Origin of the sequence: Trichococcus sp. ES5 (assembly GCF_900067165.1) — a bacterium.
In the GTDB taxonomy this organism is placed as follows: domain Bacteria; phylum Bacillota; class Bacilli; order Lactobacillales; family Aerococcaceae; genus Trichococcus; species Trichococcus flocculiformis.
This window is the reverse complement of sequence record NZ_FJND01000004.1, coordinates 44,907-70,122: the sequence shown is the minus strand read 5'-3', so window position 1 is coordinate 70,122 and position 25,216 is coordinate 44,907. Positions and strand designations below refer to the sequence as shown.

Below are 25,216 nucleotides of genomic sequence, written 5' to 3'. Positions count from 1 at the left end.
TACTCACCTACTTTTTTGCGATTTCAGCAACTTTTTCCAACTGTCCAGCATCAGCATAGCTTGCATCGGTGTGCAATCCTCCAGCGCCAAGTCCGACAATTCATCGAGAACGTGCTTCTCGTTCGGATGCATCGCGCTCTCCTGAAACAACGCCAATTGCTCAATTGTATCATCCGGAACAGACAAGTCCGAACCTGAATGCAGCACATGCTGTTCATTCAATGAGTCGAGGATGACCTGCGCCTCGGCAATCAATTCATGCGGCATTCCGGCCAGCTTGGCTACATGTAGGCCATAACTTTTGTCTGCAGGACCCTGCATCAGTTTATGCAGGAACACCAATTCTCCGTCTTTTTCGATTGCCCCGACATGAACATTCTTTGTCCCCGCCAAATCGTCTTCGAGTTGGGTCAATTCATGGTAATGCGTCGAAAACAGCGTTTTTCCTTTGATGGTGCGATTGATGTAACGCAGGATCGCTTCGGCCAAGGCCATGCCGTCATACGTTGCTGTGCCTCTGCCGATTTCGTCGAACAAGATCAAACTCTTATCGGTCGCGAAGCGTAATGCTTGGTTCGTTTCGACCATTTCGACCATGAATGTACTCTGCCCGGAATAGAGGTCATCAGCCGCACCAATGCGCGTGAATATTTGGTCAAAGATCGGCAAATGGGCTTTCTCGGCCGGCACAAAACAACCCATCTGGGCCAGGATGACAATCAACGCAACCTGACGCATGTAGGTGCTCTTACCTGACATGTTCGGCCCGGTGATCAGCAGAATATGATTGTCCTCATCCATGGAAATGCTGTTGGGCACAAATTTGTCTTTGCCGATGACGCGTTCCACAACCGGATGGCGCCCTTCTTTGATGGACAGATTGCGGTCGCTGTTGCTCAACTCGGGCTTGGAAAAATGATAGGCTTCGCTGACATGAGCGAACGACTGCAGGACATCGATCTCCGCCACCAATTTGGCAAGCGCCTGCAACTGTCGGCTGTATCCTTTTATTTCCTCCCGCAAGGCGACAAACAACTCATGCTCCAATTCGACAGACTTTTCCTCCGCCTCCAAAATAAGCGTCTCTTTCTCTTTCAATGCAGGTGTGACGAATCGTTCGGCATTGGCGAGCGTCTGTTTGCGCTCATACGTACCTTCTGGCAACGCCGCAAGGTTCGCCTTCGTTACTTCTATGTAATAGCCAAAAATGCGGTTGTAGCCAATTTTCAGCGTTTTGATGCCGGTCTTTTCTCTTTCCTCTTTCTGCAGCATCGCTATCCAAAGTTTCCCATTGTTCATCGCATCGCGGTAACGATCCAATTGCTCATGGTAGCCATCGCGGATAATGTTGCCTTCGGTGATTTGGATAGGTGGATTATCCGTGATTGCCCGTTCAATCAGTTCGATGATTTCTGGGTAAGATTCCAATTTGCCGATGACATCCTGCCAAACATCCGGTTCATCGATTGTTGCGATGGCTTGGACCAACCCTGGAATCTGCTGCAGAGAGATTTTCAGCTGGATCAGATCACGACCGTTGATATTACCTAGCGATACTCTGGCGACCAAACGTTCCAGATCATACACCGATGTCAAAGCATCGTTGATGTCCATCCGCTCAAAATAGTGGTTGACCAGCGACTCCACTTTCCGTTGCCTTTCGAGTATGTCGCTCAGGTTGATCAGCGGCTTTTCAAGCCATTGTTTCAGCATCCGCCCGCCCATAGCCGTTTTTGTTTCATCCAGCGTCCACAGCAGGCTGCCTTTCTTCTGCTGCGTCCGGATGGATGCGGACAACTCGAGGTTGCGCCGCGCATAGGTATCCATCTTCAGAAAAGCGTCGGTTTGATAAGCAACGGCCTTTTGAAGATGTGACAGGCTGCGCTTTTGGGTATCCGAAAGATAGCTCAGCAACAAAACTAGCACATCTTTTTCCGACTGTTGCGGCAATTCCCCAACCAGATCGTGGACATCCGTTTCCGGAATCAGCTTCTCCTGGATAGAAACCAGGATTCCAAACTGTTTTTCCAACTTTTCCGTCAGGACTTCAGCTGTTTTTGCGTCCAGGACAATCTCTTTGAACGGCAACGTCTGGAGCTCGTTGAATACGCCATCTTCGTTGGTCAGGAGGGTGACTTTCAGCTCCCCCGTCCCGATATCGACATATCCGAGCGCATACCCGCCGGCTTCATTTCGAAAGACACTTGCCAAGTAATTATTTGCCTTGTTCTCGCTGCCATTCTCATTCAAAAATGTACCCGGGGTAATAACCCGGACGACTTCCCGCCTCACCATGCCTTTTGTCAGCTTGGCATCCTCCATCTGTTCGCAAACGGCGACCTTGTGCCCCATTTCCACGAGTCTCCGGATGTATTCCGCCGCTGCGTGATAGGGAACCCCGCACATCGGAATCGGCTCATCAGCATTTTTGTTGCGGCTCGTCAGCGTTATTTCCAGTAATTTTGCGGCCTTCATGGCATCATCGTGGAACAATTCGTAGAAATCACCCAAACGATAGAATAAAAACGCATCCGGATACTGTTTTTTTATGGATAAATATTGTTTCATCATCGGCGTATTTTTAGTCTTCTGTGGCATTTTTTCACCTCTATCAATATATCTCTTCAATCCTCATACTTCATCTTTTTCGACAGCGTCATCGATGCCGCGTTGGATGATGCCGATGACATTCTCCAATAGTTCGTTGGCATCCCATAAAGCTTCTCGGTATTGTTGGACTGCTATGCTGTCCTTCAATTGCTTGTTGAGGTCGGCTAATTCAGCGGCTGTTTTTTCAGCCGCTGCTGGCTTAGCATAATGTTCAAAAGCCGCGGCTTCTTTTTGTTTGCTTTTGATGGCCTCAACCAATTGTTCCAGCGCCCGATTCTCTTTTATATTTTCTTTGACCTCTTGGTAACGGGTGATTACTTCATTTTTTTTCAGTATCTCGATCAGACTATTTAATTCAACTTCTGTCGGACCTTCGATAGGTAGTTCTTGGGTCAATAGAATTCCCCTCCAAATGGACGATCTTCATTGATCACGATGTTTTCGATTTTTACGCATTTGCCGGTCTGGTCATTGATTTCAACGTAGCAGCCGGAGAGCAGTTTTCGGCCTTTTTCAGGTACTTCGTGGCGGATCGGCAATTGCGTCAGAAATTTCTGGATGATGATTTCTTTTTCGACACCCAAAATGCTGTCATAAGCCCCGGTCATTCCAGCGTCTGTCAGATAGCCTGTCCCGTCAGGCAAAATGCGCGCATCATTTGTCTGCACATGCGTGTGCGTGCCGACCACAGCCGATACGCGACCGTCCAAATACCAGCCCATCGCTTGTTTTTCGCTAGTTGTTTCGGCATGAAAATCGACAAAGATGCAATTCGTTTCTTTGCGGACCTGCTCAAGGATGTCATCCGCTTTTCGGAAAGGATCATCCAGACTATTCATGAAGACGCGTCCGTGCAGGTTCACCACAGCTAATTTCAATTGATTCACTTTTATGATCGTCCAACCGATGCCAGGAGTCCCTTCCGGGAAATTAGCCGGACGGATCATCTTGTTGGCTGTTCCGATGAATTCGAATATGTCACGGTTATCCCACGTGTGGTTCCCCATGGTGATGACATCGACACCGGTCTGCAAAAATTCTTTATAGATTTTTTCCGTTATGCCTCTGCCGCCAGCTGCATTCTCTCCATTTACGATGGTCACTTGCGGACGATAATGTTTCTTCAGTTGTGGGAGTGTATCCTGCAGCATCTGTCTGCCGATTGAACCTACGACATCTCCAATAAATAATACTTTCATCTTCAGCCTCTTCTCTCAATTCTAGTCTTTTTATAGTAACATATTTTGACTGTTTCGATAAGCCGTTGCACCCTTGTCCAGCAAACAGTATGGTCATAAAAAGCAAAAAACGGGACAAAAAGCTGTCCCGTTTGGTTTTTCATTATTTGGCATATTCAATTACTCTTGTTTCGCGTATAACCGTAACCTTGATGTGTCCCGGATAATCTAGTTCTTCTTCGATTTTCTTTCTAATCTCACGAGCTACACGTATAGCTTGAGAATCGTCAAGTTGGTCTGGTTTGACCATCACGCGGATTTCTCTGCCCGCTTGGATAGCAAAACTGCTGGCAACGCCTTCGAAACTGTTTGCAATTCCTTCCAGTTTCTCCAAACGGCGGATGTAGTTTTCCAGAGATTCACTTCTTGCGCCCGGACGAGCAGCAGATAAAGCATCAGCAGATGCAACCAATACTGATATGATTGAGTTCGCTTCAACATCGCCATGATGGGAGGCAATTGCATTGATCACAACCGGATTTTCTTTGTATTTCTGAGCGATTTCTGAGCCGATTTCAACGTGTGAACCCTCTATTTCATGATCGAGAGCTTTTCCGATATCATGCAATAACCCTGCACGTTTGGCCAAATTGATGTCTTCGCCTAGTTCTCCAGCCATTACACCGCAAAGTTTTGCGACTTCGATGCTGTGATTCAGGACATTTTGCCCATAACTAGTGCGGAAATGCAGACGACCCAAAATTTTAATCAGATCAGGATGCAAAGAATGGATACCAACTTCAAAAGTTGCTTGTTCGCCGATTTCTCTTATGCGCTCATCCATATCCTTACGGGCTTTCTCAACTGCTTCCTCAATTCTTGCAGGATGGATACGTCCATCTTGGATTAATTTCTCCAAAGCCATTTTCGCAATTTCTCTTCGGATAGGATCAAATCCGCTCAATACGACCGCTTCGGGCGTATCATCGATGATCAGGTCAATACCTGTCAAGGTCTCCAAAGTCCGAATGTTTCTTCCTTCGCGGCCAATGATCCGGCCCTTCATATCATCGTTAGGCAAAGTAACTACTGAAACCGTTGCTTCCGAAACCAAATCGGCCGCACTTCGCTGAATTGCCTGCAGGATAATGTTTTTCGCATTACGATCTGCTTCATCTTTCGCTTTTTGGTCAGATTCTCTGATCATGACCGCAATTTCATGCGACAGTTGATTTTCTGTTTCGTCCATGATGATGTGTCTTGCTTCCTCACGGGACAATGTAGCGATTCTTTCCAGTTCATGCTGTTGCTCTTCCACCAATGCTTGAATGCGATTTTCCTCAGAAACTAAAGCGTTTAGTCTTTTGACAAGATTATCCTCTTTTGACTCGATAGATTGCTCACGTTTCGATAAACTGGCATCTTTTCTATCCAAATTTTCTTCTCTTTGGATCAATCGATTTTCTTGTTTTTGAACCTCACCGCGTCTTTCACGCAATTCATCTTCTATTTCAGAGCGGTATTTGTGGTTCTCATCCTTCGCCTCTAACATAGCTTCTTTTTTCGTTGTTTCTGCTTCTTTACGAGCGTCTTCAAGAATTTGGGAAGCGGTATTTTTGGCACCAGCTATTTCTTTTTCGTGATTCGATTTTCGATATAAATATCCGACAACGACACCAACAATTAAAGCTATGATAGCGAAGGCTAAAGTCCATATATCCATAGTTTCACCTCCGTATCTATTTAATTTTGTTGTCAAAAAAATGAATAAAAATTGATTTTACAATGTGCAGAATGAAGCGATACACATAAATTCATTCTAAACGTAGAATACTGACATGTCAACGATAAAACGGTAACATCACCAAAATACATGTTTTTCTGTTCCAATGTTGTCCTTTTTCGTCTAAAAAAAGAAAGAGGCCTGGATTTTTATCCCGGCCTCTTTGAAAACATCGTTTACTCGTCCAATAGATCGATCGATTCAATCATTTCGTCTTTTTCTTCTGCAATTATCTCTACAGCCTTTTTGTCACCTATGCCATATTCATCCCGAACAAGTTTTTCGATTTCAGCCCGCATTTCTGGATGCTCCAGCAGGAATTTTTTGGCATTTTCGCGACCCTGCCCGATGCGTTCCCCTTTATAGGCATACCAAGCACCACTCTTGTTGACGATATCTTTCTCTGAAGCCATATCGATGATTTCGCCGACTTGAGAAATGCCTTCGCCGTACATGATGTCCACCTCAGCAGTTCTGAATGGCGGCGCAACTTTATTTTTGACTACCTTGATTTTTGTGCGGTTACCCATGATCTCTGTTCCGCTCTTGATCTGTTCCGCTCTTCTGACTTCCAGTCGGATAGTAGCATAAAATTTAAGCGCTCTACCACCGGGAGTCGTTTCCGGATTACCGAACATGATACCGATTTTCTCGCGGACCTGATTGATGAAGATGGCAATCGTTTTTGTTTTGTTGATCGATCCGGACAGTTTCCGTAAAGCCTGGGACATCAGACGTGCTTGCAGACCCATATGGGAGTCTCCCATTTCGCCTTCAATTTCAGCACGCGGAACCAGTGCGGCAACCGAATCGATGACCACAATGTCGACAGCACCTGATGAAACCAATGCATCAGCGATTTCCAGACCTTGTTCACCTGTGTCCGGTTGGGAAAGCAGCAATTCGTCAATATCCACACCCAAAGCTGCAGCATATTTTGGATCCAAAGCGTGCTCAGCATCAATAAATGCAGCAACGCCGCCCTTTTTTTGTACCTCAGCAATCGCGTGGAGGGCGACTGTTGTCTTACCTGATGATTCAGGACCGTACACTTCGATGATACGGCCTCTAGGATAACCGCCTACTCCCAACGCAACGTCAAGCGCCAATGAGCCACTTGGTACAGTGGAAATTTTTGTGTCCACTTTTTCCCCAAGTTTCATGACAGAACCTTTCCCAAAGTTTCTTTCTATCTTTTTCAGAGCCTCATCCAAGGCTTTTTGTCTATTATCATTTAAATTAGCCATCAATTGTTTCCTCCAAGCTTTCATTTGCATGCATTAACACCACAACGTAATACTATCCTTTTCTGTGTAAAAAAGCAAGAATAAAGTGAACAGATGTTCGTTTTTTTATCTTTCTAAATCACAATCCATCAAATGCCGCCTGATCATATCAAACCCCTGCATGACGGTTTGCTCCCTGTTCCCGAGACGATCGCGGGAAAATCGAAAACCTTGGACGGCGGTCGGTCCATTTTTTTTGCTTAAGGCAATCCACACCGTCCCGGCCGGCTTATTCTCCATTTGATCAGGTCCGGCTACGCCTGTGAACGAAATGGCCAGATCGGTGTCAAACAATTCGCGCGCGCATTCCGCCATCGCAACCGCGCACTCCGGGCTCACCATTCCATAAGTTTCTATGACATGCTCCGGAACGCCAAGAACCCGTTGTTTCGCCTCAGCTTGATAAGATACGATGCCTCCCGAGAAGACCTCGCTTATGCCAGGAACTTTGACAAGTTCCGATTGAAAAAGCCCTCCGGTCAAACTTTCTGCTGCACTGAGGGAGCGTTTGCTCTCCAAAAGTTTCTTTCCTACCACTTCAGCCAAGCTTGATTCGTCGCCGTCACCGTAATGGTGTTCACCGACGATCGCCAATATTTCCGCTTTTGTTTCATCCACTAACTTTTCGCATACCGCCTCTGTTGCGGCATTTGCGGTGATTCTCAAGGTCACTTCGTATTTCCCGGCATAGGGTGCTATCGTAGGATTGGTCTGATTGCGGATCATTTCATCCAATAGCGTTGTCAAGGTAGATTCACCGATTCCAAAAAAGCGGAGGGTCTTCGATAAGATGACTTGCTGATCTTCATATTTATCGGACAGGAATGGCGTCACGGATTGCCGGAACATTTGCTCAAGTTCTCTTGGCGGGCCCGGCAACAGCAGGTAACCCTTCTCATTTTTTTCAATATAGGTACCGAGCGCCTGTCCGATTGGGTTTGGGAAGACTATACCGTCCCTGAATACCAATGCTTGACGCTCATTGTTCTGCGTCATGCTTCTTCCAGAGCGTTCAAACCATTGCCGGATATGCATCAATCCAGTTCTATCCATGACAAGCTCTTCCCCAAGATGGTCCGCCACCGTCTGTTTAGTCAAGTCGTCTTGAGTGGGGCCGAGTCCTCCTGTGAAGATCAACAAGTCGCTTCGCGATTCAGCAATTTTGATCACTTCTTTTATTTTCCCCGGATTATCTCCGACAACTGTCTGGAAATACGAGTCGATGCCCAAACCGGTCAATTGCTTGGCGATGAATGCCGCATCCGAATTCACTATTTGCCCCATCAACAATTCCGTTCCGACTGAAATGATTTCTGCATTCATATCTGATCCCTCACATCCATAGTATTCGCTTAAATACAACAAAAAATTCAATTGCATAAAAAAGATAAAGAAAAAGAAGGGCACAAAAGAATTACGTTTCCTTTTGTTCGGATCGCAACCTGATGCAACCCCGCCCTTCTTAATTTAATAAAAACTACATGGAGCCGACAAAAACATGCTTATTCTTGATGAAATAATCCACTCCTGAGTAGATGGTGAAAACTAAGCAAAGATACAGCATGATATCCGCAACCGGGATACCGATTGCCTGAAATGGGAAATTATCCAAGAACAGCAAAATGATGGCTACCATTTGCGTCGCTGTTTTGATTTTTCCCGGCCAGGCTGCTGCCATGACTTCGCCTTCCTTCACAAGCAAGAGGCGCAAGCCTGTAACCGCCAATTCCCGACTGATGATGATGCTGACGACCCATGAAGGAGCCAATCCTTGTCCAACAAGCACAATCATGGCAGTGGCGACAAGCATCTTGTCCGCCAATGGATCAGCAAATTTCCCGAAGTTGGTGACCAACCCATCCCTTCTGGCGATGTAACCATCCAACCAATCCGTAAAACTGGCGATGGCAAAAATGATTGCCCCTATCAGTTGATTTACGGCAATCTGTGATTGGGCAACCGCAAGCGTACCCCAATCGAATGGAAACAAGGTGATGATCATGAACAGCGGAATCATCAAAATCCGCAACGCTGTCAATTTATTAGGTAAATTCAACTTCTGCAACTCCTTTAATGTACCCTGACTTATTCCACACTTTTGACGGTAAAGGATAAGGTTTGGGTCTGAATCTCTTGATAATCTGCTGGCATCGCAACAACTGCGCCATCCAGTTCGATGATTGTTGCCGGCATCACGCCGACGACCACTTCTATCTCGCTTGTGTTCAACGGGAGTGCAACCGTCAACGGATTTTCACTGTCCACGATGCCCGAAGGCTCTTGTACAATCCCATTTACGCTTACGCTGATCCAAGAACTGCCTCCTGCCACCGCCGAGATTTTCAACTCTGAGGGCAGCGACAAGCTGGTGATGTCATATTCCGCATAACCATCGGCGGACGATACCAGGGTCACCTGCGCTGTTTGTTCTGCGACAACGGCACTGTCTGTCTGCTCTGTGTTGCTTGAAACCGTTTCTTGCGATGCCAAGGTTGTCTGACTGATATTGGATGCCACTTCGGTCTGAATCTGCTCACCGTCATCGCTCAAGGTAGCCTTCCAGATCACTAGAACGATGGCGATTACGGCAACAGCCAACAATAATGTCGGCAACTGGCTCTGGACGGAGCCTCCATAATTAAAATTCGTCTTTTTTGAGGCTCGTTTAGTCTCGGAACGAGTGGGAGAAAATGAGCCGGAATCCTCCACTTGAAAACCGCCATGTATTTCCGGAATCACACTTGCATGGTCCCCCAACAAGCGATCGCCATCCAATCCAACGGTGTCCGCATATTGCTTGATGAAGGCCCGCACATAGAAATTACCCGGCATAATCTCGTAATCGCCTTCTTCAATCGCAATCAGATACCGCTTCTGTATTTTAGTCATTTGCTGTAGATCATCCAATGTGTACCCTTTGGAAAGTCTAGCACTTTTTAGGATTTCACCAATTTGAACCATTTCTTCACCTGCCTTCACTTGCAAATCCCCGAGTTACCATGGATATTATACCATAAAATTCCTTCACTAGGAGTTCCAATACTTTATTACCTGAGCCATCCACCCGATACATAAATGGCCTGTCCAGTCATATAGCGACTATCATCCTTCAGAAGTTGGGATACCCAGAAACTGATTTCATCCGGTCTTCCCATCCTCCCCAAAGGGATTTCCTCAAGCAGAGCCTCTTTTTCATCTTTTTGCAGATGCGTGTTCATTTGCGTATCGATTGCTCCCGGACAGATGGCATTGACTGTTACTCCCATTGAGGCGACTTCTTTACTGTATGCTTTGACGAATGCAATCTGCGCCCCTTTGACGGTACTGTAGAGCACTTCCAGTCCGCTGCCGACTTCTCCATAGATTGAGCTGATGAAGACAATGCGGCCGTTACCGGAACGATTGATTTTTTCGTACAGCGTCTGGATGATCAGGATAGGCATCTTGACATGCATTTCCCACAAGTCATCCATTTGCATGGAAGTCATATCCTGAAGCAAGCCATACTCGGTCCGGCCATGTGCAAAAACAATCGCTTGGAGCGAAAATATATGGTCAGCAAGCTTTGTTACTTCAGCTTCATCGGTCAAATCCAGGCAAATCGGATAAAATTCCTGCCCAGGATAGGCTGTTTGAAGTTCCGACAGCAGCAGATTGATCTTTTCTTGATTAGAATGATAATGCAGGTACAAAGACCACCCCGAACCTGCGAGGTCCCTTGCGATGGAGGTTCCGATGTCACCGGAGGCTCCGGTCACCAAAGCAGCCTTCATCGCTGCGTCGCTCCCTTCTGAACGATCACGTAAGTGCTCATGCTCTGCTCTTTTAAATACCCTTGAGCGAATCTATGGATATCCTCCAGACTGGTTTCTTCGATCAATGGAACGACTTCAAAAAGTTCGGCTCCAGAAAAAAGCAAGGTGCTGTAGTGATTCGCGATATATTCCAAAGAATTGAAGGCCTGTAGCTGTTCTCCGATCATGCTCTTCTTCAGCAAATCAAACTTCTCATTCGTCAGGTTATCATCCGTTTCCCATTCCAAAAGAATCCGCTTCAGCTTTTCTTCCAGCAGCTTCGGTTGTTCCGTGTCGGATTCGACAGCCATAAAATGGAAAGAGCGATCTAAGTTGAAGGAGTAGCCAAAGCTGTCATCGATCAAACCGCTGTCGTAGAGCTCAATAAAATGCGAGGAACTCCGGCCGAAAAGCAATTCCAACAGCAGCGAACCATAGATTTTGTATTTTTCGGCTTGGTTACCGGTAACATCTGCATCCAAGCCTTTCACCCCAAGCATCACTTTCGGACGTTGCACATCCATTTCGATTTCTTTGTACGCAACGATGTCCTGGACCGAGGCCGGCGGCAAAGTGCGCTGGATCGGTTTGGCCGGAAGAAACGTCTTGCCAGCTTGGTTTTGTTTGATCGTATCCATCATTTCTTCGGGAGAGAAATTACCGATCATCAATATGTTCATATTGGATGGATGGTAGAACGTGTCATAACAGATTTGGAGCAATTCCGGCGAAATTGCTTGGATGCTGTCCACCGTTCCGGCTATATCGACGGAAAGCGGGTGTTCGGGATACAGATTACGGAGCAGACCGTAAAAAAGTTGCCATCCCGGATTATCCTCATACATGCGGATTTCCTGGGCGATAATCCCTTTTTCCTTTTCAGTGCCTTCTGCCGTGAAATGCGGGTCTTGCACGAAATCAAGCAGGCTGTTCGTATTTTCTGTGATATTATCCGTGGCCGAAAAGAGATAACTTGTCCGCGTGAATGAAGTGAAAGCATTCGCTGAAGCGCCATACTTAGCGAAGTCTTCAAAAGCATCATGTACTTCGCCTTCGAACAGTTTATGCTCAAGGAAATGTGCGATACCGTCCGGAATTTTGATTTCCTTATCTCCGTTTATCGGTATAAACTGATTATCGATCGAGCCAAAATCGGTTGTGAAGATACCATAAGTTTTTGAATATTTATTTTTCGGAATCAGAACCACCTGTAATCCATTATCCAAAACTTCCGTATAGACTGTTTCGTTAAGAGCCTCGTAGTGTACTTTATTCATTTTCAGCCTCGCCTTTCAAGAAAAATATCGCTTGCAAAGTCATTTTATCCGCAACAGCAACGATCTGTTCCTTCGTCACCGCATTCAAACCGGCAATCCATTGCTCCTGCGAAAGTGGGTTTTCGATGATGAGGATATCCTGGTACTGTTTCGCCAAGCTTCTGCCCTGATAATCATCATTTTGTTTGTAGTGGTTGATCAGCATGCTTTTCGTTTGGTCGATCAATGCATCCGAGAAATCGCCCGCTTGCATATCCTTCAATTGTGCCAAAACAATTTCTTCAACTTGATCTCGTTTATCGAACTCAATACCGGTACCGACTGTCATGACCCCACGCAGAAAATCCAAGCCGCTTGAAGCCGAGTAAGCTAAACTTTCTTTTTCCCGGACATTCTGGAACAGTTTGGAATGCGGAAATCCCCCAAACAAGCCATCAAAAACCAGACCGGCAAAATAATGATCATTCATGTAATAAACAGGTGAAGAGAAGCCGAAAAACAGTTTGCCCTGATTGATATCCTGGGCTTCGCTCGAAATGACGGGTTCCGTGTTCTTTTCGCGGAAGCAGAACACCTCTTTTTTGATCTCTTTTCTGTCGGAAAAATTCTGTCCAGCCAGTATATTCAATACCCGTTCCGGCGCGACGTCTCCAGAAACAAGGATATCCAGTTGATTCGATCCAATCATCTCTTCGTAGCATTCAAACAGACTGCCCTCAGTGATATCCTCAAGGAAACTGGCATCACCGATACCTTGATAGGCTTGATCCGTCCCTGCGAACAGCTCTTGGTTCAAGCGCATACGCGCATAAGCTGACTTGTCTTCGATCAGAGACTCGAAATAATTATTCAGGTTTTCCTTTTCCCTCAGAAAAGTCTTCTCATGGAACTTACCATCCTTGGCATTGGGTCCATAGATGATTCCCTCCAGAAAAGCGAACGCCTCTTCCAAAAGTGTATCGTCGCCCCCGATGAATTTGTCATTGACGACGGACAGGCTCATCGTCACGACATGCTGCTTGCCGAAGCGCTGTGATTGTGTATGCAGCGTCGCCCCATAAAGGCTGGCCATTTTCAAATCCATCTCATTTTGACTTGGATACTGTTTACTGTTCGTTTCCAGCATATTCTTCACCAAAGAACGTTCTGTCGCAGTCTTACCACTGAAGATCGTCCTGAATTTGTATTGGATCAATACGGTTTTGTATTTGTCGGAAGGCTCGATGTAGACCGTAACGCCTTGCTTTAATTTATATTCCATCCATTTCACGTCCTGTAAGCTATTTTATTTGTCGATAGGGAAAACTATACTCTAATTCAGACTTTTTTTCAATTAAGCCAGCCTTGATCAACTCCCCGGATTGGCGCAAAAAGAAAAGGCTGGCTCGATGAGCCAACCCTTCTCACTTTCAGAGATTACTTTGATTTGATGTAAGTCGTACCATTAGCGGCCGGGCCTCTTGATTTGCCGATAAAACCTACAAGCACAATGATCGTGATGACGTAAGGTGCAATCTGGAGATAGACGGAAGGGATATTCTGGATGACCGGAATATAACTGCCGATGACTCCCAAACTCTGGGCAAAACCAAAGAAAATCGCTGCGCCCATCACTCCGATAGGATTCCATTTACCGAAAATCATGGCTGCCATAGCAATGAATCCTTGACCGGCAATTGTGGATCCGGAAAAGTTCAAGCTGATCGACTGGGAGACAATGGCGCCGCCCACGCCACCCAAAAAGCCAGAAATCAACACGCCGGCGTAGCGCATCACGTAGACATTGATTCCCAATGTATCTGCCGCTTGTGGGTGTTCACCGACTGAACGCAGACGCAATCCGAAAGTCGTCTTGAAGATGATGAAGTAACAGACAAGCGCTGTTGCGATCGCTGCATAGGCTGGAGCAGATGTGTTCGTGAAAAATATCTGCCCGATGATCGGGATATCCTTCAAAACAGGAAAACTTGTCTTTCCGAAATTTTGGACGATGAAGGCTGTTTGTCCTTTTCCTTCATAAAGAACCTTAGTCAAAAACACCGCCAAAGCAGGGGCAAGCATATTGATGACGGTTCCGGAAACGATATGGTTCGCTCTTAAGTTGATGGTGGCAACTGCATGGATGATCGAAAAGAAGATGCCGACTGCCCCAGCCACCAGCAACGCAATCCAAGGGGTGATTTTGCCAAGATTGTCGGCATAGTTCAGATTAAAGACGATGGCCGAAAATGCCCCCATTACCATCGTGCCTTCCAAACCCACGTTGACGATACCACTCCGTTCTGAGAAAGTTCCGCCAAGGCCGGTGAAAATTAAAGGCGCTGAGTAGATCAAGGCCGAAGATACGATAATAGATAGAACCGCTAGCAAATCCATCTCACGCCACCTCCTTTTTATTGACTTTGGGCAGTTTGTTGACCATTAGTCGGATGATATAGCTCGCGCCGACGAAGAAGATGATCGATGCTATCACAATATCGACAATCTCTACCGGCACTCCGGACATTAGCGGCATGCTGGTTCCGCCAATTTTCAAGGTACTGAACAGAAGTGCAGCAAAAAGGATTCCAATCGGGCTACCGATTCCCAATAAGGCTACTGCCATGCCATCGAATCCGACGGCCGGCATTGCTCCTTGAACAAACATGTTCTGGAAATTTCCCAACCCTTCCATTGCTCCTCCCAAACCGGCCAATCCGCCGCTGATTAGCATGGCCAAAATGATGTTCTTTTTGGCATTCATCCCTGCGTAATCAGCCGCATCAGGATTCAATCCGACTGAACGGAATTCAAAACCATATGTTGTTTTCTTCATCAACACCCATACCACCGCAATCATGATGAGAGCAATGAAGATACCGGCATGCAGTGTCGAATTGCGGGTCAGTTCCGACAAGAACGGTACTCTCAGACTGGCATTTTCTGTGATTCTGGCTGTAGAGTCACCGGAATCCGTCAAAACATTCCTCACGATGTGGTTATTGATGTATAAAGCCGTATGATTGAGCATGATGGTGACTATTACTTCACTAGTGTTGAAATAGGCACGTAAGACTCCTGCAATGCCCGCCCATATAGCTCCAGCTGCAACGCCAGCTAAAATACACAACGGCAACAAGATCATTTTAGGCAAATCAGGCAATATTTGGGCGACGCTGACGGATGCCAACCAGCCAAACAAAGTTTGACCTGCCACACCGATGTTGAAGAACCCGGCTGTGTTGGCAACAGCAAAACCTAATGCGACCAGAATCAAAGGAGTAGCTTCACGCAGTAATTCTCCTATGTAAAACGGCGATCCGAATGCACCCTTCAGCATGGCTGAATAGCCTGCGATGGCATCGTAACCGAAAGACCACATGACGATTGCCCCGATTACCAGACCTAATATGACTGAAAGTAAAGGTACGATAATCCCTTGGATGCGAGTGGCTCCTTGTTGATTATTCATGAAGACTTCCCTCCTCGTCCTTGTTTTTTTCTAAATCTTCCCGTGCTTTTTCCAAAGAAGAGCCGGCCATCAATAGCCCGAGTTCTTGTTCGGAAGTTTCCTCCGGCTTGACGTAGGCCACAATTTCACCTTCAAACATCACGGCGATGATATCGGAGAGATTCAAGATTTCATCCAATTCGAAGCTCATCAGTAGGATTGCCTTATCTTTATCCCGCTGCTCGATTAAACGTTTATGGATAAATTCGATTGCGCCCACATCCAATCCACGGGTCGGTTGGGCTGCGATCAGTAACGAAGGATTCCGATCGACTTCCCTGGCGATGATCGCCTTTTGTTGGTTCCCGCCGGATAATGAGCTTGCCGTAGATTTCTCACTTTGGGTCCGCACATCAAACTCTTTGATCAGTTCAATGGCATGGTTTTCGATTGCTTTGTCGTTGAGAAAGCTGTTTTTGCTGTAAGGCTCCTGATAATAAGTCTGCAAGGCGATGTTCTCATCCAGACGCATCGGGAGAATCAGGCCGAACTTTTGTCGGTCCTCAGGAATATGCCCCAGCCCGGCCTCGGTGATTTTACGTGGAGCCAAGTTCGTGATGGGTTCGCCATTCAGCTTGACGGTTCCACTCTCAGCTTTTCTAAGGCCTGTGATGGCTTGGATCAATTCGCTCTGACCGTTCCCATCGATTCCGGCGATTCCAACGATTTCACCGGCCCGTACTGTAAGGTTCAAATTGCGTACTGCTTCCAGACCACGGCTCTCTTTAACCGTCAATCCTTCAATTTCCAAAACAGCTTGTTTCGGCTGCGAAGGCTTTTTGACTGTGCGGAAGAGAACGGAACGCCCTACCATCATATCCGCCAACTCTTGTTGGGAAGTCTTTTTCACATCGACAGTACCAATGCTCTTGCCTTTGCGGATAACCGTGCAACGATCGGCAACGGCTTTGATTTCATCCAGTTTATGCGTGATCAGGATGATTGACTTACCTTCTTTCGTCAATTCCCTCATAATCGACATCAATTCATCGATTTCTTGGGGTGTCAACACGGCTGTTGGTTCATCAAAAATGAGGACATCCGCCCCACGGTACAAAGTTTTCAGAATTTCGACCCTTTGTTGCATCCCGACAGTAGTATCTTCGACTTTTGCGGACGGATTGACTGCCAAGCGGTACCTGGTGGACAGATCTTCAATCACACCAGCAGCTGCCTTTTTATTTAAAACGCCGAGTCGACTCGGTTCGCTGCCTAGAATAATGTTCTCCGTAACCGTGAAGTCCTTGACCAACATAAAATGTTGATGCACCATTCCGATACCTAATTTATCGGCAACACCAGGGGAACTGATTTTGACTTCTTGCCCTTTGACTTTGATCGCTCCACTGGTCGGCTCCAAAAGGCCAGAGAGAATATTCATCAACGTTGACTTGCCCGCGCCATTTTCACCTAACAAAGCGTGAATTTCACCTTTTTTCAAACTGAGAAATATATCATCATTTGCTTTATAATTGCCAAAAGCTTTTGTTACGCCAATCATCTCAATGACATAATTTTCTTCTGCCATGCTGATTCCACCCCTTACTAATATTGAATGCATGCATTCCTTCATACAGCAGTGAGACACCCTTATAAAAGATAATGCCTTAAAACACCCTTTCACGACTATTATAAGGTATTTCCAAAATCCTATCCACTTTTGTTTATCACGAAAGATAAACATTTGTTTCCTTTGAGGAACGCTCTTTAATAAGCGGTCTATGACCGAAAAAAGAGAAGCAACTCAATATCCTTAACCGGAATCAAGTTGCTTCTTTAAAGATTTTAAAAGTGATTAGTTTTCTGGAGCTTCCGGAACAGTAAGTGTTCCATCCAGAATTTGTGATTTAGCATCTTCGACTGCAGTCAAAGCTTCTTCACCCAATTGGCCATCAGTGAGGTCAACGCCTTCTTCAGCCAAACCGAAATTCAATACTTCTCCTGCAGGGAATTCATCATTCATCGTTAATGTAGCGATATCCTTAGCTGCAGTGCCTACACCCTTCAACGTTGAAGTCAAAGTAAGGTTTCTTTCAGTGCCGTCATCAAGAGTCAACAAACCTTCTTCTGTTTGGTCACGGTCAACACCGATTACCCAAATTTCTTTTGAAGGATCAGCTTTTACGATGTCTTTAGCTTCTGAGAACACGCCATTTCCGGAATCTCCGGCAGCTTGATAAATGACATCGATTCCGCTCGCGTACATTGCCGCAGCTTTTGATTTCCCGCCTGCAGCATCGCCGAATGAGCCGACATATTCAACTTTCACATCTATTTCAGGATTTACGGACTTGGCACCCGCTACGAATCCAGCTTCAAAGCGATCGATTACTGCGCTCTCTTGTCCGCCGATAAAGCCTAATTGATTGGTTTTGGTTGTCTTTGCAGCGGCAACACCCGCCAAGAAAGCAGCTTCATTGTCTTTAAATGATATAGATACTGTGTTTTCGCCTTCAATGACATCATCGATGATGGCGAACAAAGTATCAGGATTCTGGGTTGCCACATCCTGCATCGCTGATTTCAACTTATAACCGATACCAAACACAAGATCAAAATTACTGTTCACGGCAGTGTTCAAGTTCGTCACAAATTCCGAATCGGCATTTGATTGGATATAATCGTATCCATCAATCCCTTTTTCTTTGCTGTTCTCTTCGCCCCAGGCAACAAGGCCTTCCCATGCACTTTGGTTGAATGATTTGTCATCCACACCGCCGATGTCGGTAACCATTGCGACAGTGAAGTTATCTTCCGCTCCCCCTGCGGTGCTGGAACTTGTTGCACTGCTGTCAGCCGTGTCGCCGTTTCCGCCACAAGCTGCCAGGATTGTGCTGACACCTAAACCCAATGCCAATAAACTAACATATTTTTGTTTCTTCACCATGACCCCTCCAATAAACTTCAAATTTTTGAACTTGTAAGTACAAGCTTCTTACAAAAAATATCATATCATGTATTCTCTAAAAAATAAACGATATTGATTTGTTTTGTAATCGTTTTTTCATTTAATATCCATATATTTGTAGGTATGGTCTGGATTAAACCTCAGAATCATAGGGTAAATCCGCATCATTTTCATATATATTTTCATTAATGTTCACTTTTCTGGGCTTGCTTCCGTCGGCCGGCCCGACAATCCCTCTCGCTTCCATCTCGTCGATCAGCCGCGCTGCGCGATTATAACCGATCCGGAACCTCCGTTGCAATTTGGAAATGCTTGCCGTTTCGTCCAATCTGATGAATTCTACCGCTTCCCCGAAGAGGTCATCTTCCGGTTCATCGCTTGCGGTTGCCACCGTTTCGGTCGGCATCATTTCCTCGACATAGTTCGCTTCTTGCTGATTTTTGACGAAAGTGACAATGTGCTCTACTTCTTCGTCGGATATGAACGCCCCTTGCACACGAATCGGTTTATTTTCCCCCATCGGACGGAAGAGCATATCGCCTCTGCCCAATAATTTCTCTGCCCCGGAGCCATCGATTATCGTTCTCGAATCAATAGAACTGGACACGGCAAATGCGATCCGGGAAGGAACGTTTGCTTTGATGATCCCGGTGATGACATCGACACTTGGTCGTTGCGTAGCCAAAATCATATGGATTCCCGCCGCTCGCGCCATCTGAGCCAATCGGGTGATCGCATCTTCAACCTCATTACTTGCTACCATCATCAAATCGGCTAATTCATCCACGATGACCACTATATATGGCAATGTGGGATTATTTTCCCCGTTTTCTAAATTATATTCGACAATCAGATTGTTGTATCCGTCGATGTTGCGCATACCAGTACCGGCGAATAGTTCATATCTTCGTTCCATTTCGGTCACAACTTTATGGAGCGCTTGCGCCGCTTTGCGCGGATTTGTGACAACTGGTGTCAGCAAATGAGGAATTCCGTTATAGACATTCAGTTCGACCATTTTCGGATCAATCATCATCATCTTCACTTCGTTTGGCTTGGCTTTCATCAATATGCTTGTGATGATGCCATTGATGCAGACGGATTTTCCGCTTCCGGTCGCACCCGCAATCAGCAGATGGGGCATCTTCGTCAGATTCGCACTTTGTACGACGCCCGAGATATCCCGGCCTAATGGTACTTCCAACAGCTTATCGGTGTGCTTCTGACCTTCCATGACATCTCGGAAGGAGACGACGCTGACTTCACTGTTCGGTACTTCTATACCAATGAAGGATTTTCCGGGTATCGGCGCTTCGATACGGATATCTTTTGCTGCCAAAGCTAAAGCCAAATCATCACTGAGGCTTACAATTTTGCTGACCTTCACCCCTACAGCTGGTTGGATTTCATATTTGGTCACGGCAGGCCCCAGGTTCGCTTTGGTGACTTTGGCCTCCACCCCGAAACTCGCGAACGTCTCTTCCAGCTTTTTGACATTTTTTTCGATTGTCGCATACTCATTCGATTGATCGATTGCCTTGATTTCATTCAACAGGGTGACCGGTGGCAAATGGTAATCCCTATTCTCCTGCTCGGCAGTGATTTCAAAATCCAACTCACTATTGTTGTCTTCCTCACCGCCTGCAGCCGTTGTCTTTGCCAGACTAGCCTGCTGGGAAGACGCGCTCTTTTCATTATCCGCATGTTTGTGTTCGGCTGCTTTTTCAAGTTGCTGCTGGAAACTGTCGATTTTCAGCTGAACGGGTTCGTGTTCTTTCGCGGAGAGTGTTTCCTTTTCTGAAGCTTTCAGAGCTTCCGCTTCTTCCTTCATCAATTGCTTCGCGGCCGATTCGCTTTTGATCTGATTTTTAGCTTTTTCGACTATCGAAGGCTTCTTGTCGACCGGAACACTATTTGATCTGGTCGGTTTCTTCACTGTTTTCGAACCGATGATCGAACTGGCCACTTTATCTTTCGTGTAAAGCACCGCTCGTTTGCTGTTGTGGCCGAAGATCAAAGCAACTTTGCGCACAATTTCCATGACATCATGCGTCGTAAAGCCGAATAGGACCGCCACACCAAAAAATACAAGCAGGCCGATAATGATGTAGGTGCCCCATTGTGAAACCAAAAAATAGGTTCCGCTATAAAAGGCTGCCCCGATTAAGCCTCCGCCCATCTCCGAAGCCGTATCAGCTTGCCTGACATCGGTCAAAAAACGTGCAAGCGTAAGGGACACGACCGACGCGCCCTCCGCAACGACTGTCATAAAAGCCTGTGAATGAAGATAAAGCAGCGCTGCTGAATAAAGCAGGATGCCACTGATCAGCCAGTTCTTTCTTATTTTTGGTTCTTTCCCTCTCAAAATCAAGTACAGACCATAGGCACCGAAGAGCGCCAAGCTGACCGGATAGGTTTCACCGACAAAAAAACGGAAAAAATTCGCCAGCGCTATACCGGCAAAACCGAGTTGCCCGATCCCTAAGGCTGCACTAAAAAGAAACAGCACGCCGATGAGCTCGTAAGATATCTTTTGCCCGGTGGACTTCTTTTTCTTTCTTGTTGTCGTCGTTCGTTTCGCCAAACATGCCCACTCCTTTTTTATCTTTACTCAAAACCACTGCCCGTTTGCATAAAACAGCGGTCCATAGATTGTTCGTTTGATTACCCGTATCGGTTCATTATACTACAAAATGAACCCTTTTCGAGGCTATTTTTTAATCAATCCACGCGGACAAAAAGCTTCTGTTTTCCGTCAATGCGGGCAACAGAAGCTTTTTGGAATTTGGTCGATCATTCTTGAAGAAGTTTTTTCCCATCCTGCAGAAGCATCAGTCCATGATATAGTTGCACATCGTCATCGCAATTTTCACAAAAACGGATTTCTCCGTCTGACCAGTAGGCAGTCAGGTAGGTTTCTTTTGTTTTTTGGAATGGGTAGACGACCGATAATTTTTCCGCAGCCCGCTCATAGGCAGCGACTGCCTCCTGGAAATCGGCGTAGTCTGTCGATTCCACAATGAAATCCATCCAGTCTTCAAAAAACCACCAAGGCTCATATTCTCCCTCAGTCCGTATCACCTGGTACACGCTATCACCTTCTTTGTTGCAAAAAGTATAGCACAGCTCGAAAAAAAATTCCCGCGCAAGGTATCGTGATTGAAACTTCTTGGCGAAGACGGTAAACTGAAATTACAAGTTGCATCGTATGCTTATCCTAGAATCTGGAGGTAATCTGAATGAAAAAAATCAAGATGACCGTAAACGGTCGGGTACAGGGCGTCGGGTTCCGTTACATGACAAAAATGGTGGCTGACCAGATCGGCATTACCGGCATCGTCAGGAACGAGGCCGACGGAAGCGTCTATATCGAAGCTGTCGGACCTGGCGATAAGATCGATACCTTCATCGCGGCAGTCAAACGCAGTCCCTCGCCAAGCGGCAAAGTAGATAGCTGCTCCATACTTGAAGACGCCAACATTGAGAATTATATAAGTTTTCGCGTAACCAATTGAATATATTTCCCCCTTCAGGTATAGTGGTAATGTTATCGAAAAATTGTAAAGGAACGTGAACGATGAAACTTAAAAAGAAATTATTGCTTTCCGCAGAAATGATGGCCTTATTAGTGGTCCTGACAGGCTGCATGCAATATGATGAGAATAAAAATCCAACCGGCTTCATTTACGACTATTTGGTAGTACCTACAGGCAATTTGATCGTTATGCTGGCAGAAATGCTTAACGGCAATTATGGGCTGGCCATCATCGCCATCACAATCATTGTCCGCTTGGCCATCATGCCCTTGAACTTTAGCCAAATCAAAAAAACGATGGTACAACAAGAGAAAATGAAGTATATCAAACCAGAATTGGAAGATATCCAATTCCGTCAAAAAAATGCACAATCGCCTGAAGAAAAAGCGGCGGTTTCGCAGGAAATGATGGCGTTGTACAAGGAAAACAACATCAGCATGACAGGCGGCGTTGGTTGCTTGCCGATTCTTATCCAGATGCCGATTTTTACAGCTATGTATCAGGCCGTCAACCTGACGCCGGAAATCTCCCAAAGCACATTCCTTGGCATCAACCTTGGTGTCAGCAGTCCATTGTTGGCAATCCTGGCGGGTGTGGCCTATGTGATCCAAGGCTACGTTTCCACAATCGGCATGCCTCAGGAAACCAAGTCACAGATGAAATCAATGATGCTGATGAATCCGATCATGATTCTCATGTTCTCATGGTCTTCACCAGCAGGATTGGCTCTTTATTGGTTAGCTGGCGGTATTTTCGCTGCAGCCCAGACTGCGCTTCAGAATCACATGATAAAACCTAAAATCCAGAAGCAAGTCGAAGAAGAAATGAAAGATCGTCCAATCAAGAAGAACGTGAAGATGGCCAAACCAGCGTCACAGTCAACCTCAACGCAATCTGTTAAGGCTCTGCCGACTAAGAATCAACAAACTGGTGGCAAAAAAGGTCGCAACGCAGGCAAGCAGACCAGATCTTAAGCACTGCACAACTATAAAAGAAAAGCAGGAAGCGGCTCACACATGAGCTGGCTTCCTGCTTTTTTGTAGTTTATTTTTGGCACGAGGCAAATGTTTTACTATCCAACGTCTACAGCTCCTCGTCCGGTACATAATTCTTCAGAATCGGCAATTGGATTCGGAAAACAGATCCATGGCCCAATACGCTTTCGACAGTGATATCGCCTTTATAGCCTTCCAATAATTCTTTTGCAATCGACAAGCCCAAGCCGTTCCCGCCCTTATTCCGAGACCTGGCTTTATCGACACGGTAAAAACGCGAAAAAATCTTTTGCTGATCTTCCTGGGACATCCCCTCGCCAAAATCTTGGATAGCAATCTGGACGTAGGACATGGATTCGGAAATCGAAAGATGAATTTCATGCCGGTCGGTCGAATATTTAACGGCATTGTCCATCAATATCACAAGTATCTGCTCAAAATGGTTGCGATAGATATTCACGTAAATCTCGCGATTCAAATCATCATCCAGATTGAAAACAAAATCCGGATACAGCATCTTAAAGTTGTGGAACGTATGCAGCACGACATTCCGGATCGGCGTAACTTCATTTTTATAGTGGATTTCTACTTGTTCCGCTCTTGAAAGGTCAAGCATCTCCTGGACCAAAGTCTTCATTCTCTGGATTTCAGTCAAGGAGGCGGCAAGGGATTCATCCAGGATTTGCGGGTCTTCCTTGCCCCAACGGTTCAGTAATTTCAGATGGCCCTCAACAATAGCCGTAGGGGTGCGCAGCTCATGCGATACATCCTCCACAAACTGCTTTTGCTGAGTAACATACAATGCCATCTTGTCCAAGAGACCGTTTATATGGACAGAAAGATCGGTAAATTCGTCCTTACTTTTCGATATTTTAATCCGGGTCTCTGACAATGTATCCTCTTCGATCGCATCCATCGTGTCGACCATCTGTTTGATCGGCCTGAAGAAGTAAATGGCGATGCCGTAGCCGGCAGCTGCTGACAAAACAAGCACAATCGCCGTCACTAACCAGAAATACTGTTTCATCTGTGAGACCACAGTGTGATAATCATTCAATCGAAAAACGATCTGCACATATCCCAACAGAAAGGACTCTTCCTTACTTAGGATCGGGCCACCTGCGACAAACGCTTCAAGATTATTCAGTTTCGTCTCGCGTAAATAAGTATCGGGATTTTTTATGAATGTCGTATAGCTCTTCTGTGTTTCATAAAGCAGCTGTCCCTCTGTATCAAATACGCGTATGTTCGCCCCTCTGTTCTTGAGATCCTCCAAAAACGGGTAATTACCGACAGACTGAAGGCCTTTCGTCACGGTGGAAACAGAAATTTTCTCGAACATGCTTTCGACACTGTTGACGGACAACTTCGTGTCAATTTCAGATAAGGCAGTTTGGACCGAGTAGAGAAGGTTCTCGGCCTCATCTTTTTGTTCATCGTAATGGTAACCTGTATAGACATTCAGCATGAGTAAAGCGGACAGAAAGTACAGCAGGAAGAAAGCGATACTTAAAAGAAAACCCCATTTCCACCGAATGGACTTGGGATTTCCTCTTTTTTTGGTTGGCATATAATTGATTCTGCGCATAGTATTATGAGCGCATGACGTATCCGGTGCCACGAACCGTTTGGATATAACTTTCTTGGCCGGCTACATCGATTTTGTTGCGCAGATATCGGATATATACATCGACTACGTTTGTTTCCACTTCTGTTTTGTATCCCCATACTTTGTTCAGCAATACATCCCTTGAAAGGACAACGTTTATGTTTTCCATTAGGATCAATAATAATTCGTATTCGCGTTTTGTCAATTCGATGTGCTCGTCGCCTCGACGTACGACACGATTTTCTTTTTCGATCGTCAAATCACGATAAGTGACTGTCGTCTGTTTAACCTTGCGCTGCTCTTCTTCGATATCGATGCGACGCAGCAAAGCGCGCACCCTTGCCAAAAGTTCTTCGATGGCAAATGGCTTCACGATGTAATCATCCGCTCCATGATCCAAACCGGATACGCGGTCAATTACGGAATCGCGGGCAGTCATGATGATGATTGGCGTATCTTTGACCGGGCGCAAGCGACGGCAAACTTCGATACCATTCAGTTCCGGTAACATCAGATCCAATAGGATGACATCCCAGTCCTGGTTCATGGCAGCTTCAAGGCCGGCTCTACCGTTGTAGCAAATTTCCGTTTCGTAGCCTTCGTGTTTTAACTCAAGCTCGATGAAACGCGCCAGATTTTTTTCATCTTCGATAATCAATATTCTTTGTTTGTCTCTATTTTCCATAGAATTCTCCCCTAATGTCTCATTTGAATAATAACAACATGCCATTACAATTTCATTTTATTTTA

Annotated in this window: 21 protein-coding genes; 2 read left to right on the top strand and 19 right to left on the bottom strand. The window is 45.8% G+C overall.

Annotated elements, in window-relative coordinates; genetic code table 11:
* Positions 1 to 3 precede the first annotated feature (3 nt).
* The 17 genes from mutS to TES5_RS04990 form a co-directional block, all read right to left on the bottom strand.
* Positions 4 to 2,598: a DNA mismatch repair protein MutS gene (gene mutS / locus TES5_RS05070; protein WP_068560582.1), complete on the bottom strand. Its 2,595-nt coding sequence runs from the start codon at positions 2,596 to 2,598 to the stop codon at positions 4 to 6.
* 33 nt (positions 2,599 to 2,631) lie between these two features.
* Entirely contained in the window at positions 2,632 to 3,006 is a 375-nt protein-coding gene (locus TES5_RS05065) for a YlbF family regulator (RefSeq protein ID WP_178137780.1), read from the bottom strand.
* Positions 3,003 to 3,809, bottom strand: coding sequence for a TIGR00282 family metallophosphoesterase (locus TES5_RS05060; RefSeq protein ID WP_068560580.1), 807 nt, complete (start codon positions 3,807 to 3,809; stop codon positions 3,003 to 3,005). The genes TES5_RS05065 and TES5_RS05060 overlap by 4 nt, the downstream gene beginning before the upstream one ends.
* A gap of 142 nt (positions 3,810 to 3,951) precedes the next feature.
* Positions 3,952 to 5,511 (bottom strand): ribonuclease Y, encoded by a 1,560-nt coding sequence (gene rny / locus TES5_RS05055; protein WP_068560578.1) that lies wholly within the window; start codon positions 5,509 to 5,511, stop codon positions 3,952 to 3,954.
* A gap of 236 nt (positions 5,512 to 5,747) precedes the next feature.
* The gene (recA, locus tag TES5_RS05050) at positions 5,748 to 6,818 is read right to left on the bottom strand and encodes a recombinase RecA (RefSeq protein WP_068560577.1); all 1,071 of its coding nucleotides are present in this window, start codon (positions 6,816 to 6,818) and stop codon (positions 5,748 to 5,750) included.
* Between the two features lie 105 nt (positions 6,819 to 6,923).
* The gene (locus TES5_RS05045; protein WP_068560575.1) at positions 6,924 to 8,180 is read right to left on the bottom strand and encodes a competence/damage-inducible protein A; all 1,257 of its coding nucleotides are present in this window, start codon (positions 8,178 to 8,180) and stop codon (positions 6,924 to 6,926) included.
* Between the two features lie 154 nt (positions 8,181 to 8,334).
* The gene (gene pgsA / locus TES5_RS05040; protein WP_068560573.1) at positions 8,335 to 8,913 is read right to left on the bottom strand and encodes a CDP-diacylglycerol--glycerol-3-phosphate 3-phosphatidyltransferase; all 579 of its coding nucleotides are present in this window, start codon (positions 8,911 to 8,913) and stop codon (positions 8,335 to 8,337) included.
* Positions 8,914 to 8,942: 29 nt separating this feature from the next.
* Positions 8,943 to 9,746, bottom strand: a complete 804-nt coding sequence (locus tag TES5_RS05035; protein ID WP_232309293.1) for a helix-turn-helix domain-containing protein — start codon at positions 9,744 to 9,746, stop codon at positions 8,943 to 8,945.
* A 158-nt stretch (positions 9,747 to 9,904) separates the two neighbouring features.
* Positions 9,905 to 10,630: an elongation factor P 5-aminopentanone reductase gene (ymfI, locus tag TES5_RS05030; RefSeq protein WP_068560568.1), complete on the bottom strand. Its 726-nt coding sequence runs from the start codon at positions 10,628 to 10,630 to the stop codon at positions 9,905 to 9,907.
* Positions 10,627 to 11,928: an EF-P 5-aminopentanol modification-associated protein YfmH gene (yfmH, locus tag TES5_RS05025; RefSeq protein ID WP_068560566.1), complete on the bottom strand. Its 1,302-nt coding sequence runs from the start codon at positions 11,926 to 11,928 to the stop codon at positions 10,627 to 10,629. Before yfmH ends, ymfI begins: the two co-directional genes overlap by 4 nt.
* Complete coding sequence (yfmF, locus tag TES5_RS05020) at positions 11,921 to 13,189, bottom strand: EF-P 5-aminopentanol modification-associated protein YfmF (protein ID WP_068560564.1); 1,269 nt, start codon at positions 13,187 to 13,189, stop codon at positions 11,921 to 11,923. The genes yfmH and yfmF overlap by 8 nt, the downstream gene beginning before the upstream one ends.
* 155 nt (positions 13,190 to 13,344) lie before the next feature.
* A complete protein-coding gene (locus tag TES5_RS05015) occupies positions 13,345 to 14,304 on the bottom strand; it encodes an ABC transporter permease (RefSeq protein WP_068560562.1) in 960 nt (319 codons plus the stop codon).
* Position 14,305: 1 nt separating this feature from the next.
* Positions 14,306 to 15,379 (bottom strand): ABC transporter permease, encoded by a 1,074-nt coding sequence (locus TES5_RS05010; RefSeq protein ID WP_068560560.1) that lies wholly within the window; start codon positions 15,377 to 15,379, stop codon positions 14,306 to 14,308.
* The gene (locus TES5_RS05005) at positions 15,372 to 16,946 is read right to left on the bottom strand and encodes an ABC transporter ATP-binding protein (protein ID WP_068560558.1); all 1,575 of its coding nucleotides are present in this window, start codon (positions 16,944 to 16,946) and stop codon (positions 15,372 to 15,374) included. Before TES5_RS05005 ends, TES5_RS05010 begins: the two co-directional genes overlap by 8 nt.
* A 267-nt stretch (positions 16,947 to 17,213) precedes the next feature.
* Entirely contained in the window at positions 17,214 to 18,302 is a 1,089-nt protein-coding gene (locus TES5_RS05000; protein ID WP_068560835.1) for a BMP family lipoprotein, read from the bottom strand.
* Between the two features lie 157 nt (positions 18,303 to 18,459).
* Positions 18,460 to 20,910, bottom strand: coding sequence for an FtsK/SpoIIIE family DNA translocase (locus tag TES5_RS04995; protein WP_068560556.1), 2,451 nt, complete (start codon positions 20,908 to 20,910; stop codon positions 18,460 to 18,462).
* A gap of 209 nt (positions 20,911 to 21,119) precedes the next feature.
* Positions 21,120 to 21,416 carry a DUF1033 family protein gene (locus TES5_RS04990; RefSeq protein ID WP_068560554.1) on the bottom strand — a complete coding sequence of 99 codons (297 nt, stop codon included), beginning with the start codon at positions 21,414 to 21,416 and terminating at the stop codon, positions 21,120 to 21,122.
* 149 nt (positions 21,417 to 21,565) lie between these two features.
* On the opposite strand from TES5_RS04990, the gene TES5_RS04985 reads away from it, so the two are divergent.
* Together TES5_RS04985 and yidC are read left to right on the top strand one after the other, a co-directional pair.
* Entirely contained in the window at positions 21,566 to 21,841 is a 276-nt protein-coding gene (locus TES5_RS04985; protein ID WP_068560552.1) for an acylphosphatase, read from the top strand.
* Between the two features lie 62 nt (positions 21,842 to 21,903).
* The gene (gene yidC, locus TES5_RS04980; RefSeq protein WP_083546408.1) at positions 21,904 to 22,836 is read left to right on the top strand and encodes a membrane protein insertase YidC; all 933 of its coding nucleotides are present in this window, start codon (positions 21,904 to 21,906) and stop codon (positions 22,834 to 22,836) included.
* 109 nt (positions 22,837 to 22,945) lie between these two features.
* Here the strand turns inward: yidC and TES5_RS04975 are convergent, their stop codons facing one another.
* Both TES5_RS04975 and TES5_RS04970 read right to left on the bottom strand, forming a co-directional pair.
* Positions 22,946 to 24,427: a HAMP domain-containing sensor histidine kinase gene (locus TES5_RS04975; protein WP_178137781.1), complete on the bottom strand. Its 1,482-nt coding sequence runs from the start codon at positions 24,425 to 24,427 to the stop codon at positions 22,946 to 22,948.
* Between the two features lie 22 nt (positions 24,428 to 24,449).
* Positions 24,450 to 25,151, bottom strand: a complete 702-nt coding sequence (locus TES5_RS04970) for a response regulator transcription factor (protein WP_068560548.1) — start codon at positions 25,149 to 25,151, stop codon at positions 24,450 to 24,452.
* Between the last annotated feature and the right edge of the window lie 65 nt (positions 25,152 to 25,216).

Coding starts and splice junctions, on each gene's coding strand:
- rny (WP_068560578.1), bottom strand. CDS start 5,511: ATGGATATATGGACTTTAGCCTTCGCTATCATAGCTTTAATTGTTGGT.
- TES5_RS05060 (WP_068560580.1), bottom strand. CDS start 3,809: ATGAAAGTATTATTTATTGGAGATGTCGTAGGTTCAATCGGCAGACAG.
- yfmF (WP_068560564.1), bottom strand. CDS start 13,189: ATGGAATATAAATTAAAGCAAGGCGTTACGGTCTACATCGAGCCTTCC.
- TES5_RS05035 (WP_232309293.1), bottom strand. CDS start 9,746: ATGACTAAAATACAGAAGCGGTATCTGATTGCGATTGAAGAAGGCGAT.
- TES5_RS04970 (WP_068560548.1), bottom strand. CDS start 25,151: ATGGAAAATAGAGACAAACAAAGAATATTGATTATCGAAGATGAAAAA.
- TES5_RS04975 (WP_178137781.1), bottom strand. CDS start 24,427: ATGCCAACCAAAAAAAGAGGAAATCCCAAGTCCATTCGGTGGAAATGG.
- TES5_RS05005 (WP_068560558.1), bottom strand. CDS start 16,946: ATGGCAGAAGAAAATTATGTCATTGAGATGATTGGCGTAACAAAAGCT.
- TES5_RS05015 (WP_068560562.1), bottom strand. CDS start 14,304: ATGGATTTGCTAGCGGTTCTATCTATTATCGTATCTTCGGCCTTGATC.
- yidC (WP_083546408.1), top strand. CDS start 21,904: ATGAAACTTAAAAAGAAATTATTGCTTTCCGCAGAAATGATGGCCTTA.
- mutS (WP_068560582.1), bottom strand. CDS start 2,598: ATGCCACAGAAGACTAAAAATACGCCGATGATGAAACAATATTTATCC.
- ymfI (WP_068560568.1), bottom strand. CDS start 10,630: ATGAAGGCTGCTTTGGTGACCGGAGCCTCCGGTGACATCGGAACCTCC.
- TES5_RS05045 (WP_068560575.1), bottom strand. CDS start 8,180: ATGAATGCAGAAATCATTTCAGTCGGAACGGAATTGTTGATGGGGCAA.
- TES5_RS04985 (WP_068560552.1), top strand. CDS start 21,566: ATGAAAAAAATCAAGATGACCGTAAACGGTCGGGTACAGGGCGTCGGG.
- TES5_RS05010 (WP_068560560.1), bottom strand. CDS start 15,379: ATGAATAATCAACAAGGAGCCACTCGCATCCAAGGGATTATCGTACCT.
- recA (WP_068560577.1), bottom strand. CDS start 6,818: ATGGCTAATTTAAATGATAATAGACAAAAAGCCTTGGATGAGGCTCTG.
- yfmH (WP_068560566.1), bottom strand. CDS start 11,928: ATGAATAAAGTACACTACGAGGCTCTTAACGAAACAGTCTATACGGAA.